General features: G+C 43.1%; 16 protein-coding genes. 13 read left to right on the forward strand and 3 right to left on the reverse strand.

Going from position 1 to position 14,815, the window contains the following annotated elements; all coding sequences use genetic code 11:
* Positions 1–31 precede the first annotated feature (31 nt).
* The 9 genes from pgk (at position 32) to WC615_RS12005 (ending at position 7,806) form a co-directional block, all read left to right on the forward strand.
* Positions 32–1,225 (forward strand): phosphoglycerate kinase, encoded by a 1,194-nt coding sequence (pgk, locus tag WC615_RS11965; RefSeq protein ID WP_372978326.1) that lies wholly within the window; start codon positions 32–34, stop codon positions 1,223–1,225.
* 91 nt (positions 1,226–1,316) lie between these two features.
* Positions 1,317–1,796, forward strand: coding sequence for a DUF2314 domain-containing protein (locus tag WC615_RS11970; RefSeq protein WP_372978327.1), 480 nt, complete (start codon positions 1,317–1,319; stop codon positions 1,794–1,796).
* An 86-nt stretch (positions 1,797–1,882) separates the two neighbouring features.
* Complete coding sequence (locus WC615_RS11975) at positions 1,883–3,739, forward strand: CocE/NonD family hydrolase (RefSeq protein ID WP_372978328.1); 1,857 nt, start codon at positions 1,883–1,885, stop codon at positions 3,737–3,739.
* A 164-nt stretch (positions 3,740–3,903) separates the two neighbouring features.
* Complete coding sequence (locus WC615_RS11980) at positions 3,904–4,317, forward strand: VOC family protein (protein ID WP_372978329.1); 414 nt, start codon at positions 3,904–3,906, stop codon at positions 4,315–4,317.
* A gap of 52 nt (positions 4,318–4,369) precedes the next feature.
* Positions 4,370–4,792 carry a hypothetical protein gene (locus WC615_RS11985; RefSeq protein WP_372978330.1) on the forward strand — a complete coding sequence of 141 codons (423 nt, stop codon included), beginning with the start codon at positions 4,370–4,372 and terminating at the stop codon, positions 4,790–4,792.
* 48 nt (positions 4,793–4,840) lie between these two features.
* Positions 4,841–5,167 carry a hypothetical protein gene (locus tag WC615_RS11990; protein ID WP_372978331.1) on the forward strand — a complete coding sequence of 109 codons (327 nt, stop codon included), beginning with the start codon at positions 4,841–4,843 and terminating at the stop codon, positions 5,165–5,167.
* A 71-nt stretch (positions 5,168–5,238) separates the two neighbouring features.
* On the forward strand, positions 5,239–5,670 hold the full coding sequence (locus WC615_RS11995) for a tail fiber domain-containing protein (RefSeq protein WP_372978332.1): 432 nt from the start codon (positions 5,239–5,241) through the stop codon (positions 5,668–5,670).
* A 106-nt stretch (positions 5,671–5,776) separates the two neighbouring features.
* Positions 5,777–6,202 (forward strand): hypothetical protein, encoded by a 426-nt coding sequence (locus tag WC615_RS12000; RefSeq protein WP_372978333.1) that lies wholly within the window; start codon positions 5,777–5,779, stop codon positions 6,200–6,202.
* An 80-nt stretch (positions 6,203–6,282) separates the two neighbouring features.
* The gene (locus WC615_RS12005; RefSeq protein WP_372978334.1) at positions 6,283–7,806 is read left to right on the forward strand and encodes a glycoside hydrolase family 32 protein; all 1,524 of its coding nucleotides are present in this window, start codon (positions 6,283–6,285) and stop codon (positions 7,804–7,806) included.
* A gap of 3 nt (positions 7,807–7,809) precedes the next feature.
* Here the strand turns inward: WC615_RS12005 and WC615_RS12010 are convergent, their stop codons facing one another.
* The 3 genes from WC615_RS12010 to purU form a co-directional block, all read right to left on the reverse strand.
* Positions 7,810–8,991 (reverse strand): toxin-antitoxin system YwqK family antitoxin, encoded by a 1,182-nt coding sequence (locus WC615_RS12010; protein WP_372978335.1) that lies wholly within the window; start codon positions 8,989–8,991, stop codon positions 7,810–7,812.
* Between the two features lie 32 nt (positions 8,992–9,023).
* Positions 9,024–10,130 carry a toxin-antitoxin system YwqK family antitoxin gene (locus tag WC615_RS12015; protein ID WP_372978336.1) on the reverse strand — a complete coding sequence of 369 codons (1,107 nt, stop codon included), beginning with the start codon at positions 10,128–10,130 and terminating at the stop codon, positions 9,024–9,026.
* A 77-nt stretch (positions 10,131–10,207) separates the two neighbouring features.
* Entirely contained in the window at positions 10,208–11,032 is an 825-nt protein-coding gene (gene purU, locus WC615_RS12020) for a formyltetrahydrofolate deformylase (protein WP_372978337.1), read from the reverse strand.
* 158 nt (positions 11,033–11,190) lie between these two features.
* Between purU and mraZ the strand changes: the two genes are divergently transcribed.
* The 4 genes from mraZ to WC615_RS12040 all read left to right on the forward strand — a co-directional run.
* Positions 11,191–11,655 (forward strand): division/cell wall cluster transcriptional repressor MraZ, encoded by a 465-nt coding sequence (mraZ, locus tag WC615_RS12025; protein WP_372978338.1) that lies wholly within the window; start codon positions 11,191–11,193, stop codon positions 11,653–11,655.
* Entirely contained in the window at positions 11,648–12,550 is a 903-nt protein-coding gene (gene rsmH, locus WC615_RS12030) for a 16S rRNA (cytosine(1402)-N(4))-methyltransferase RsmH (RefSeq protein WP_372978339.1), read from the forward strand. The genes mraZ and rsmH overlap by 8 nt, the downstream gene beginning before the upstream one ends.
* Complete coding sequence (locus tag WC615_RS12035) at positions 12,547–12,960, forward strand: FtsL-like putative cell division protein (protein ID WP_372978340.1); 414 nt, start codon at positions 12,547–12,549, stop codon at positions 12,958–12,960. Before rsmH ends, WC615_RS12035 begins: the two co-directional genes overlap by 4 nt.
* Positions 12,957–14,815: peptidoglycan D,D-transpeptidase FtsI family protein (locus tag WC615_RS12040; protein ID WP_372978341.1), on the forward strand; the 1,859-nt coding region annotated here is incomplete at its 3' end. The genes WC615_RS12035 and WC615_RS12040, both read left to right, overlap by 4 nt.

Raw genomic sequence — 14,815 nt, forward strand, 5'->3', positions numbered from 1 at the left:
TGCCACCGTTCATGAAATTATATACATCAATATGAAGACAATAGATCAGATCAGTTTTAACGGTAAACGTGCCCTTGTACGTGTGGATTTTAATGTTCCCCTGGATGAGGATTACAACATTACCGATGATAACCGTATGACCGCGGCCCTGCCTACCATTAAAAAAATATTGAAAGATGGCGGTGCCGTTATTTTAATGTCGCACCTGGGCAGGCCAAAAGATGGCCCTACAGAAAAATATAGTTTAAAACATGTGGTGCCTCACCTGGCCGACCTGTTAGGCCAGCAAGTGCAGTTTGCTGACGACTGTATTGGCGAGGATGCTATCCAAAAATCAAAAGACCTTGAAAAAGGCGAGGTTTTATTATTAGAGAACCTGCGTTTTTATAAAGAAGAAGAAAAAGGCGATAAAGCCTTTGCCGAAAAACTTTCAAAATTAGGCGATGTTTATGTGAACGATGCCTTTGGTACCGCTCACCGCGCCCATGCTTCAACAGCAGTTATAGCGCAATTTTTCCCTGATGCAAAGGTATTTGGTTACCTGATGGCTGCCGAATTAAACAACGCGGAGAAAATATTGAACGATGCCCCGAAACCATTTACCGCTATTATGGGTGGTTCAAAGGTGTCTGACAAGATAGAACTGATAGAAAAACTGCTGGATAAGGTAGATAACCTGATCATCGGCGGTGGTATGGCTTACACCTTTGCAAAGGCAGATGGTGGCAGCATTGGCACATCATTGGTTGAAGCCGATAAACTCGACCTGGCACGCAGCCTGGTTAAAAAGGCAAAAGAAAAAGGTGTGAACCTGTTATTGCCTGTAGATAATGTGATTGCCGATAAATTTGGTAATGATGCCAATACCGATGTTGCTAAAACAGGCGAAATCCCTGACAACTGGATGGGATTGGATATTGGCCCTGAAACCGTTAAGCTATTCAGCAAAGTTGTTGAAGAATCAAAAACCATCCTTTGGAATGGCCCTATGGGTGTTTTTGAAATGGAAAAGTTTTTGGTAGGAACCAAAGCCATTGCCGAAGCTGTAGCTAAAGCTACCGATAACGGTGCTTTCTCATTAATTGGTGGTGGCGACTCTGCCGCAGCTGTAGCCAAGTTTGATATGACCAAAGATGTTAGCTACGTATCAACAGGTGGTGGTGCTTTACTGGAATATATGGAAGGTAAAGAATTGCCGGGCGTTAAAGCTATTAACGAGGATTAAGATAACAAGCATAGTAATGAAGGCAATCATGAACAATGATTGCCTTTTTTGTTTAATAGCTATACAGTAATTAATACCCACAACTGCCATGATGAAAAACGTATTAAAAGCATGCGCGCTATCCATATTGGTTTTAGCGGCATGCAATCAATCGCAAAAAAGCACTAAAGAAAATGATAAAAAGGAAAATGCTTCGGTAGTTCAGCTGAAAACGGATGACGAAAAAATCGCTGCATTTAAGGATACGGCCCAGGCCAAACTTCATGTATTTTTGGATAGCCTTAAACCACACGCGCTGGATAGTAACTATAGATTTTTGGTAAAATCGGATTTTGCGGAGGGCGCAGACCACGAGCACATGTGGAGCGTGGTTTATAAATACGCCGATGGAAAGTTTACAGGAATATTTGCAGATTCGGCAATCGTGTTAAAAAACCTTAAGATAGGCGCTCCTGTGCTCATAAACCAAAAAGATGTGGAAGACTGGGCCATTTATGATTATAAGCGTAATACGGATATGGGCAACTTCTCTGATAAATATTTACGCAGCCAGCAAAAAGAGAGTAAATAGTTTCCGTAACGATTTTGTGGAAGGCGCTGATTTGTCAGCGCCTTTTTTGTTTTATTCATTACTTTTAAAGCATCAATCCAAAACAAATGAAAAGAACTTTCTTCTTAGCTTTAACCTTTCTGCTTTTCGCTTTCAGCTCTTTCGCTCAAAGCGATGCCGCTTACGTTAAAGAGAATTACACCAAGTATGAATATGAGATACCTATGCGCGACGGCAAAAAGCTGTTCACATCGGTATACGTACCAAAAGACCAAACTAAAAAATACCCCATCATGATGGACCGCACCTGCTACAGTGTAGGCCCATACGGTGCAGATAAATATAAGGGCAGCCTTGGCCCCTCACCGCAATTTTTGCATGATGGGTACATATTTGTTTACCAGGACGTACGCGGCCGCTGGATGAGCGAAGGCATCTATGAAGAAATGACCCCGGAGTTGGAAGTGCATAAAACCAATAAAGATGTTGATGAAGGCACCGATACTTACGATACCATCGACTGGCTGCTTAAAAACCTGCCGAATAACAACGGCAAGGTAGGGGTATGGGGTATATCTTATCCGGGCTTTTATACCACAACGGCCCTGTTAAGCCGCCATCCGGCGCTGGTTGCCGCATCACCGCAGGCCCCAATTGCCGATCTGTACCGCGACGACGCCTTTCATAACGGCGCGTTTATGCTGGTAGCCAACTTTGGCTTTTACCCGGGCTTTACCAACAGGCAGGATGATAAACCAACCCAACGCAGGGCTAAAGGCTTTAACCCCGGTACTGAGGATGGATACAAGTTCTTTTTGGATATGGGCAGCATGCGCAACTCCAACGTGAAATATTATAAAGATACGATCCGCCTGTGGAACGAAATGATGGATCACCCAAATTACGACCAGCACTGGAAAGACCGTAACGTATTAACCCATTTGCATGATATTAAAACCGCGGTACTAGTTACCGGCGGCTGGTACGATGCCGAAGACTTGTACGGCGCGATCAACACCTACAAAGTGCTGGTTAAAAAGAACCCAACCACACCTGTTTACTTTGCTATGGGCCCATGGGTGCATGGCGGTTGGGCACGCGGCACAGGCGACCACCTGGGCGATGTAAGCTTTGGCGAACCAACAGGTCCGTTTTACAGGGAGAAAATAGAGTTCGCGTTTTTTAGTCATTACCTGAAAGGCACCCCGCTTGCCCTGCCAAACGTAAACACCTTTGAAACCGGCGTAAACGCATGGAAAACGTACAAGGCATGGCCACCTGCCGAAGCACAGGAGAAAAACCTGTACCTGCTGCCGGGCGGTAAACTATCGTTCGCGGCACCTACTGCTGCCACAGATGATTTTAAAGAATTTGTATCAGACCCGATGAACCCGGTGCCGTTTATTGATGATATCGACTTTGATATGAAACGCGAATACATGACAGCCGACCAGCGCTTTGCCGAAAAGCGCCCGGACGTACTAACCTATAAAACCGAAGTACTGGATAAGGACATTACCCTTGCAGGTAACATTTGGGCAAACCTGAAGGTAAGCACCACGGGCACCGATGCCGACTGGGTGGTAAAAGTGTTGGATGTTTACCCCGACACCGCCGCTAACAATAAGTTTACCGGTAAAGAGGTAAGCATGGCTGGTTACGAGCAAATGGTACGCAGCGAGGCTATGCGCGGCAAGTTCCGCAATAGCTTTGAAAAACCAGAGGCCTTTGTGCCCGGGAAAGTAACCCCGGTAAATTTTGAGCTGCAGGATGTGCTGCACACCTTTAAAAAAGGCCACCGTATTATGGTGCAGATCCAAAGCACCTGGTTCCCGCTTATTGACAGGAACACCCAGCAGTTCCAGGATATTATGAAAGCCAAGGATACCGACTTTAAGAAAGCAACACATAAGGTGTACAGTTCAAAGGCGCACCCGAGTTATTTGAAGGTGAGGGTGATGTAAGTATTTACTATCACCGTGTCATTGCGAGGAGCGTAGCGACGTGGCAATCTCAGCATGTCCGAATGGTACTCTGGGATTGCCGCGCTATCGCTCGCAATGACACAGTACACAACTCATTATTTTAGAGGCGCGATACTTCGCGCCTCTTTTTACGTTACATAATTATGCACAACATCAACATCACATCCATCCAGCACATAGGCATCCCGGTAACCAACATAGCTAATTCCCAAGCCTTTTACGAGCGTTTAGGCTTTGCCAATGTAATGCAGGCCGGTTTTGGTGAGGAGGGCGCACGCGGCACCTGTGTGATGATGAAGCGTGATAGTATGATCATTGAGCTGTACCAACTGCCCGAGCCTGAGCTATCCGAGATCCGCACCCGCAAAAATGGCCATGTAGACCATGTTGCTTTTGATGTGCCCGATATTGACGAGGCTTTCAGAACCGCTCAACTAGCCGGGTTTAACATCATAGAACCCAACCCCGTATTCCTGCAATTTTGGACTAAAGGCTGCAAATATTTTAACATCACCGGGCCCGATGGCGAACGGTTGGAATTTAACCAGGTATTATAAATAATACTTAACTTTATTAATAGTTATGCGTTAAATAACTAAATACCTTATTATGAAAAAGCTCATCCTGCTATGCCTTGTGTTTGCTGTTGTTACCTCATCATGCAGTAAAAAGTTAAAAACAGATGGTTGCCCCACAGACCAGATCTGTACCATGATGTTTGCATCAATAGGTACCCAGTTTGTTGATAAGGACGGGAATAATGTAGCTGTAAAGGACTTTAAAGTGTTTAATACGCGCACCAATAAGTATATATCGGTTAAAGGCATAATTGATAACGGTTCAGAGCCCAGCCACTACACTATAGTAACCGATGGTAACAAAAAAGAACTGTCCACAACCGGCGATGAATTACGCATAACAGCATCGAATATAAGTACCAATAAACCTATCTCGGTTGCTTACAAAATCTCCGGGGGCTGTAATTGCCATGTAGAAAAACTCTCAGGCCCCGAAAAGATAGTATTAGAGTGATTTTAAATATCTTCATAAATTGCTATGTTTGCATAGTAATTTGGTGCTATGCAATTTTCCAGCTTAAAATATTTACTGGTATTTATCTGCATATTTTCTATTCTGGAAAGTACGGGCATTTCTGTGGTTTCGCTGCTTACTAAAAATCACATCGCACAAAACGATAGCCCGGCAGCCAACGACGACGAAACCACCCCCGAACGCAACGAAACCAAAGAAAGCAAGCTAAAAGAACTTTGGGCGAGTGAGTTGGATTTAAAGATCCCTTATCTATATATCAGTTTAACAAACATTACCTACCCGCATGAGCAGCCTACCGCTCATTTAGCGTGGGTGCCGCCGGTGCCTACCCCTCCGCCAAATCAAATAGGTTAAATTTTTAGGATCCTATTAACAGTCGGCAGCTATCGCGGGCTATTCTATTTATATCACTTTAATTTACTATCATGAAAATTCGTGTTCAATATTTATTGTCATTATCTATTGTTTTATCTGTATTTACATTTACTGCAAAAGCGCAGCAGGTAAGCGATGCGCAGATCAAAACAAATACTACGCCCATTATCAATTCATTAAGTTATATCACCCGGCTGCAGCCTGTTAGCTATGAGTATAACCGCGGCGACTACAAGCAGTTAAACCTGCCCGCAGGTATGCAATTTGGTTTTATTGCCGGCGATGCAAAGCAGGTAGTACCATCCGTTATCACTACCCATAATAATTGGTACAATGCGGGTAAAAACAATCCACGTACCATTACCACAGCCGAAGTAGATCTGCAAAAGCTGGTGCCTTTATTGGTTGGCGCCATCAAAGAGCAACAGGCCCAGATTGAAATGTTAAAGCAGGAAGTGCAAAAGTTAAAGCACGCCAGGTAGTTTTATTAGCCTGTAACACGTGGTACAAACCGTGTTACAGGCTTTATTATACATGAGCTGTTACGCAATAGATTTGCATTTCGTAATAGATACAAACCAACCAATTATGTATAAGAAATTACTTTTAGTATTAGTGATGGCCATCAGCTTATCGGCCTGCAAAAAAAGTGGAAAAAAAACTGGTTGCGACCCCAACCAAATATGCACTGCACAATTTGTGACTATTGGAATTGCTTTTACTGACAACGAAGGTAAACCAACCATTGTGGAAGAATATTCTATGAAAAACTTGAGTACCGGCAAACCGGTAACACGCATACCTACAGATCCAATTATTGATTATGTTGCCGGTTATGTATTGGTAGCTAACGATGGGATAAAAAGTGAATTTTCTTCCAGTGGCGATGATGTTGAAATAACCGCCAAAAGCAAAGCAACAGGACAGGTTAAAAAGGTTATAGTAAAAGTATCAGGTGGCTGCAATTGCCATGTAGCCAAACTATCAGGTCCCGATACTGTAAAATTCGACTAACAATATCATACTATCATTGTTACAATTCAGTTTATAGTGCATAGCTTTACTGAGGTTAAGTATTACCTGAATTGTAATCAATGGATATTAAAAAAGTATTACTTGTAGGCTGCCTTGTTTTGGCTGCCGCATCATCAAAGGCACAAAAAGCAACAAACGTTAAATTATACCACGAACCATACCGGCCGCAGGTGCACTTCTCGCCCAAAACAATGTGGACGAATGATCCTAACGGGATGGTGTATTATAAAGGCATTTACCACTTGTTTTTTCAGCATTACCCCAAAGCAACAGTTTGGGGACCAATGCATTGGGGACATGCGGTAAGTAAAGATCTTATCCACTGGAAACAGATGCCTATTGCCCTGTACCCTGATAAGTTGGGTTATATATTCAGCGGCAGCGTGGTGGTCGATGAAAATAACACCTCCGGCTTTGGCACAAAGGGTAAACCTGCCATGGTAGCCATATTTACCCATCACGATCCGAAAGGGGAGAAGTCGGGTTCAGCTGTATTCCAAAATCAAAGTATTGCCTATAGCCTTGATGAAGGTACCACCTGGACAAAATACACCGGTAACCCGGTGCTTAAAAACCCCGGCATCAAAGATTTCCGCGACCCTAAAGTGTTTTGGTATGCAGCCGGTAATAAATGGGTAATGAGCCTGGCTACTAAAGACAGGATAACCTTCTATTCATCGCCAAACCTTAAGGACTGGAAAAAAGAAAGCGATTTTGGCCAGATGCTTGGCGCGCACGGAGGTGTTTGGGAATGCCCCGATCTGTTCCCGCTTAAACTGAACGGTAAAGAATATTGGGTTTTACTGGTAAGCATAAACCCGGGCGGCCCAAATGGCGGTTCGGCTACGCAATACTTTGTAGGCCATTTTGATGGCAGCAAGTTTACCCCAAGCAGTAACCAAACCAAATGGATAGACTACGGCCCCGATAATTATGCCGGGGTAACATGGGGCAACACCGGTAACCGCAAAGTATTTTTAGGATGGATGGGCAACTGGTTTTATGCCAACGATGTGCCAACCCTAAAATGGCGAAACGCTATGACCGTACCGCGCGAACTTTCATTAAAACTTACCGCTGGTGATATCTGGCTAACATCAACCCCGATAGAAGAATTGGATAAAATTGTATCTAAAACTGTTAAGGTAGATGCCGGATTACTGGCAAAAAACAACAATATCTTTTCGGTGATAAAACAAACGCCAACGCAGTACACCCTTAAGTTTAATACAAAGGCTGTTAAAGATTACTCGGTAATGCTATCTAATGATGCCGGCGAGGCGCTTGTAGTTGGTTACGATGCCAAAAACAGCCGCTATTATATCGACCGTACCAAAGCCGGACAAAATAAATTCAGTAAACAATTTATGCCCAAAGCATACACCCCAAGGCTGTCAACATCGCTTACTTCAGATTTTGAGCTGGTTGTAGATGTTTCATCTATCGAACTATTTGCCGATGGCGGGCTAAGTAACCTTACCGGTGTGTTCTTCCCCAAAAAACCTTACAGCCGTTTAAGCATTGTAAACAACGGTATGGAGATAGAGCATTTACAGATACAGCCACTGAAATCGATCTGGTAAATTTTATTGCAAGCTTAGTGGCAAAAATTTGTACACTAATTTGCGCCGCCCGGCAGTTTTATCATAAAAATAGGTTAAGGTAAATTTTTGTTTAACAACTTTACCATTGATTGTGGCTGGCTTTAATGTTGGTAAGCGATATATGGCCGATATGACACCTTTTTCAATCTGAATATCGGATGTGCCTGTGGTTTTTACGTTTGTAAATTTCCCGAGCTCATTAACTTCTGCCGTTAAATTTATATCAAATCTTCCAAGAAAATTATATTTGTCGCTGTGAAAACTATCGGATAAATTATCAAAAAGCTCTGAACGGAAATCATATCTATTGGCATCATAATGCGCATCTAAATAAACATTATCGTCATGCTTTTTAATGTTTTCAGTAAACATAGGGGTATTGGCATTGCACGGATAACTTGAAATAGCCATTTTCTCGGCTTGTAAAAAAGGTAAAGCCTCTGGTGGCATCATTACTATACGCGAAGCATTTTTGTAGTTGCCGGTTAAGCCAATCCCCTTTACAAAATGGCCATCTTTAAAAGTTTCGGTATTTACAACTCTTTCAAGCCCGTTAGTGGTTACTATAAACTGCCAGGTACCATCAGGTTTTCCATTGGTAAGTTTGCCTTTCCAGGCAGCTCCTCCACCCGTATTATCGCCGGTAAGGCTTACGTTATAATCGCCGTTGCCATTGTCAACAACTTTGGCACCGTTAATAGTCCATGTATTTAGTATGGATATGTTACCATTGGTTGCCTCAAAAAAAGTTTTTGGTTTTCCATTCTCGTAGTAGGTTTCCCATTTGCCATCAAAAGCGTTGTTTTTATAATTGCCTTTTGCCTGTAAATTTCCGTTTATATAATGCGATACAAAAAGCCCTTGCTTAAGACCGCTTTTATCGTACATACCTTGCGTTAATATCACGTTAGGGTCTAGCCGGCTCACATCCGTAAAAGCACCGTAAAACTTTTTTTCGTCGGCGTTGAAATGGGTGTAGCGTATTATCTGGCTGCAGCTATCCTCTATCATGTCAAAACTTTCGTTCAGGGTAATAGAAACACTGTCTTCTTGTATATACTTGATATTAATATTGCGTGGGTCTTCATTTTCTTGTGCAGAGGCATTTATAGAGAAAAATAAATGTGACAGGCACAAAACAATTACAGAAGAAAATATTTTCATAACAATCGAGATAAGTAAGGTCTTATTTTAAGTTAGGGCTGTAACGGTAAAAAACGATAATTAAAGCTATACATACCATTATGGATCCTAAGCGTAATGCTGAAGCCTTGTTTAACAGGTTTGCCATCAACAGTAGCTGGTTTTAAACGTGGCAAAGTGTGTAGCTTGTTAATTACTCCCTGCGATATGCTGATGTTAAACGGATTGATGGCCTTTAGTTTTGCTATACTTCCCTGTTCGGTTATTTCGCCTTCTAAAACTAGCTGGTCATCGTACGATTTCAGGTCCACCGTGTTCAGGTAACTGGCTACGACTTCACCAATATGGTCCGAAAATGAATTGATCCCGCCTGAGTAACTGGCATTGACAACGTTTTTTTGTTTTACAAAATCACCATCGCATGGCGCGCGTGATAACAAAAGGTACTCGGCCGATACGAACGGGAAAAAAGTAGGCGAGATAAGTACTATCCTCGATTTATCGGTATATTCTGAAATTGAGGTGTTGCCTTTTTGAAACACGCCGTTTTTAAAGATTTCAGAAGATAGGTCGGTATCGTCTGCCGCCTTTTTGGCCTTCCACTTGCCATCCGGCCGTCCATTAAGCAATTTGCCTTTCCAGTACATATAAGGCGGCATATCTGCCCTGTAGGTGCCATTGCCATTGTTAACCGTTTTAACACCCTTGTCGTCCCAAACATCAATAATTTTAATGTCTGCGCCATTGGCTTCAAACGTCATTAACGGTTTGCCGGTATCGTAGAAGATTTCCCACTTGCCATCAAAAAGGCCGTTTTTAAAATTGCCTTTTGCCTGCGGATTGCCGTTTAAATAATTAATAATGAAAGGGCCCTCTTTGAGCCCCTCTGCCGAGTACGTGCCCTGGGTAATCAGCAGTTTTTGATCTGCACGACTTACGTCTTTAAATGATCCGGTAAACTTTTTTTCCTGTATGTTGAGATGCGCATACCGATAAACCTGGCTGCAGCTGTCCTCAATCAGGTTAAATTGTTCGTTAAAACTTAAACGGGTACTGTCGCCTTTAATAAATTCCAGGCGGATGTTTCTTTGAACAGGGCCTTGTGCATAGGCTGAGTAACAGCAAAGTGCTGTGATAAAGGTGGTTAGGTGTAGTTTCATTATTGGGGTAATATTAGTGTTAAAGTACTAATATTTACTAATTAAAACTACCCGTTTAAATATTGTTACAAGGAGTGTTACTCCAACACCACCGTTTTATTCTTATACACAAATACCCTATCGTCAAAAACAAGTTTAAGTGCTTTGGCTAATACAGCGGTTTCTATTTCTTTGCCGGCTTTTACCATGTCCTGCACATTCAGCGAGTGGTTGGCCGGTATTATTTGCTGCGCGATGATGGGCCCTTCGTCCAGTTCGTCGGTAACATAATGGGCGGTTGCGCCTATCAGTTTCACGCCGCGCTCGTATGCTTGGCGGTAGGGGCTGGCGCCTGCAAAAGCCGGTAAAAAGGAGTGATGGATGTTGATGATCTGCATCGGGAAATAGCTCACAAAATCATGAGATAAAATCCGCATAAACTTGGCCAGAACCAGGTAGTCATATTCGTACTTTTTGATGGTTTTGAGCAGGCTTTGCTCAAACAAATTTTTATCGGCCGTTGCGGGTAAATGGTAAAAAGGTACATCAAAACGCCGGCAAATGTCCTGCAAGGTGTCGTGATTGCCAATTACGCACTGTACGCTGGCACCCAGCGTTTTAAAATAATTTCGTACCAGTATATCGGCCAGGCAATGGTATTCCTTAGTTACCAGCACAATTATCTTTTTTTCGGGAATGGGGTTTATTTTAATGAGTGCATCCTCTGGTAAAATTTCGCGCAGGTTATCTTCAAGTCCCTCTGCGCCAACTGTTTTATCTACTTCAAGCCGCATAAAAAACAGGTTGGCGGTATTGTCTACATGCTCGTGCATGCTAATGATGTTAAACTCTTTTTGGGCTAACAAGCCAGATATGGCTGCAACCAGGCCTACGCGGTCGGCGCACTGTATAACAATGATCATTCTTTAGCTAATAAATACTATCTCAAAGCTATCATTATTGAGAAAATAACATAGCCGAAAAAACATCAAAAATGTTGAAAACTTTTTGGTGGTAAAAAGTGTCATAAAGTGGTAAAAGTAATATACTTTTACATTACAAATATTGTTGACCGTAAAGAATGTCCTATTTAACCGGAGAATTTAATTGTAAACTGGATGCCAAAGGGCGGATGATGATCCCTTCGGACCTTAAGAAACAGCTTCCAGAAGCTGATAAAGAAGGTCTTGTGATCAATCGTGGCCTTGAGAACTATCTTGTTATTTACACTAAACGGGAATGGGACAAGAAACTTGACGAGCTGAGCAAACTTAACGAATACGATAGAAAAGCAATTCAGTTTGTAAGATATTTTACCGCCGGCGCAACAAATTTGCAGCCCGATGGCACCGGAAGGGTGAATTTGCCGAAGAATTTATTGGATTATGCAGGCATTACCAATGAGGTTGTTTTAACCTGCATGCTCAATAAAGTGGAGGTTTGGGACAAAAAAGCGCACGAGAAAATGATAAGCAACGAGCCTGAAAACTTTGCGGCATTAGCCGAAGAGGTGATGGCTAACAAAGGAAGGGGGCGCGATGAGTAATTACCATACCCCCGTTATGCTGGCCGAATGCATCGAGGCTTTAAATATTAAGCCAAACGGTACTTATGTTGATGTAACCTTTGGCGGCGGCGGCCACTCACGCGAGATCATGAAGCACCTGGGTGATGGCGGGCGTTTGCTGGCTTTTGACCAGGACGCTGATGCGCAGCAAAATATGATAGATGATGACAGGTTTACCTTCATTGATCAGAACTTCAGGTATCTGAAAAACTTTACCCGCCTGCACGATGCTATCCCGGTTGACGGGATACTGGCAGATCTGGGGGTGTCATCATACCAGTTTGACCAGGCTGAGCGTGGTTTTTCGATCCGTTTTGATGCGGAGTTGGATATGCGCATGAACCAGGCATCAGACCTGAGCGCTAAAGAAGTGGTGAATAACTACAGCGAGGCCGATCTGCACCGCATTTTTGGGATGTACGGCGAAGTGCAAAACGCAAAATCGCTGGCTAAAACCATTGTAACGGCAAGGTTGAATGGCCCGATAGTTACCATTGCTGACCTGAAGAATGCAATAAGCAATATTACCCCGAGGGGAAAAGAAAATAAATACCTGGCGCAGGTTTTTCAGGCGCTTAGGATAGAGGTGAACCAGGAACTGGAAGCCTTAAAAGATTTTTTAATGCAATCGGCAGATGTGCTGGCGACCGGCGGCAGGCTGGTAGTTATGTCGTACCACTCGTTGGAGGACAGGCTGGTGAAGAATTTCATCGCCAAAGGCAAATTCAGCGGCGAAGTAGAGAAGGACTTGTATGGTAATAACAACCGCCCGTTTGATGCGGTTAGCCGTGGTGCTATTATAGCCAGCGACGAAGAGATAGTAATAAATAACAGGGCACGTAGTGCTAAATTAAGAATAGCTGTAAAAAAATGACCAATCGTTTACGTACAGAAATTCAGGAGGAAGAATTAGAAGAGCAAAAGCTTATTGTGGAAGAGAAACCCGTAAAAAAGGAGCTTCCGGATAACTTTTTCACGCAATTCTTAAGAAATGGAGTTGTCACTACTGATGCTGCTACCAGTGCTTTGCCCTTTATTTTTTACGTGGCCTTTTTGGGGATGTTATATATAGGTAACAGGCACCTGTCTGAAAACAACATACGCGATATTGATAAAATAAGCAAAGAGGTTAAGGAGTTAAGCTGGGAATACAAAAGCAGCAAAGCTGATCTGGCCTTTAAAAGTACACTTACCGAGGTTGCCAAGCGTGCAGATACGTTAGGTATTAAAGAGGCTAATCAACCGCCGCAAAAAATAACTGTAAAGGAGGACGTACAGGAATGAGTATCAGAACCAACATACTTGTCAGGGTTTACCTTGCGTTTGGGTTGATCCTGCTTTTTGCTGCAGCGGTGGTATTTCAGCTTTGCCGTGTTCAATTTGTGCAGGGGGAGAAATGGAAGGCTATGTCAAGGGTGCAATCAACCCGTTACAAAAATATAGAAGCAGCCAGGGGTAATATTTTCGCGGTAGATGGCAGTTTGCTGGCAACATCGGTGCCAGAGTATGAGCTGCACATGGATATGCTGGCCGGCGGCATTGAAAATGATAAGGTATTTGACGAGAAGATAGACTCGCTTTCTATGAAATTGTCACGCTATTTTGGTGATAAATCGGCTCGGGATTATTCAAGGCTTTTCCGTGATGCACGTAAGGATGGCTCGCGTTACCAGTTGGTTAGGCGCAAGGTTACCTATAATCAACTAAAGGACATCCGCAAGTTCCCCATATTTAACATGGGTAAGTATAAGGGCGGTTTAATTGCAGTACAGCAAAACAGGCGCATTATGCCGTTCCGTTTTTTAGCGGAGCGTACCATTGGTTATAAAAACGAGAATGTAAAAAATGGCGTAGGCCTTGAAGGTGCATACGCCAACTACATAAACGGCGAAAACGGTAAACGTATGGAGCGCCGCATGGCAGGTGGTGTTTGGATGCCTATTAATGATGAAGATGAAATAGCGCCGAAAGAGGGTGCTGATATCATATCAACCATTGATGTGAATATGCAGGACCTGGTGCAAAGCGCGTTAGAAAAGCAGTTGATAATAACCAAGGCCGATCATGGTACGGCTATTTTAATGGAAGTAGCCACAGGCGAAGTTAGGGCTGTTGCAAATTACACGCGCATGCCAGATGGTTCTTTTAAAGAGAAATTTAACTATGCTATTGCAGGTAACCAGGATCCGGGTTCAACCTTCAAGGTGGCATCATACATGGCCTTGCTGGAAGATCATAAAGTAGATACCAATACCATGGTTAATACGGGTGAATATCCTATACCGGGCCATACCATCAAAGATTCACACGGAAGCATTGGCCGTGTAACGGTAAAAAAAGCGTTCGAAAAATCATCAAACGCGGCGGTTGCTTACCTGGTGAATACCGGCTATAAAAATGACCAGTCGAAATTTACCGATCACTTATACAACTGGCACCTCAACGAGAAAATGGGCCTGCAGATACCGGGTGAAGCGCAGCCGGTAGTAAAAAACCCAAACAACCGCAGCTGGAACAAGAACATGACCCTGCCACAAATGGCCTACGGTTATGAAATGCAGTTAACCCCATTAAAAATGTTAACTTTTTATAATGCTGTTGCAAATAATGGCAAGCTGGTAACCCCGGTTTTTGTAAAGGAGATAAGAAGATTGGGTAACACCGTAGAGCGTTTTCAAACCCGCACGGTAAATGAAAAAATATGCTCTGATATAACGCTGAAAAAGATGCAGGAAATGCTGGAAGGCGTTGTTACAGAAGGTAGCGGTAAAGAGTATGTTTATAACCCGTTATATAAAATAGCCGGTAAAACCGGTACCGCACAAGTTGCAGATGCTAATAAAGGCTACAAAGCTAAAAAACAATACCAGGCATCTTTTTGCGGGTATTTCCCGGCAGATAAGCCAAAATATTCATTGATAGTGGTTATCAACGACCCTAAGAACGGCTACTATGCAGCATCAGTTTCGGGCCCTGCTTTCAGGGAAATTGCCGACAGGATATATGCGGGCGATATGGAGTTGAACCAAACCCCTGCACACTTAATAGGTAATACTACGCTGCCTAAATTTAAACAAGGTAACCTTAAAGCTTTAAAAAAAGTGTACAACAATCTTGGTATAAAACCACTGTATGCATC

It is taken from the genome of Mucilaginibacter sp., assembly GCF_041663085.1.
Lineage (GTDB): Bacteria > Bacteroidota > Bacteroidia > Sphingobacteriales > Sphingobacteriaceae > Mucilaginibacter.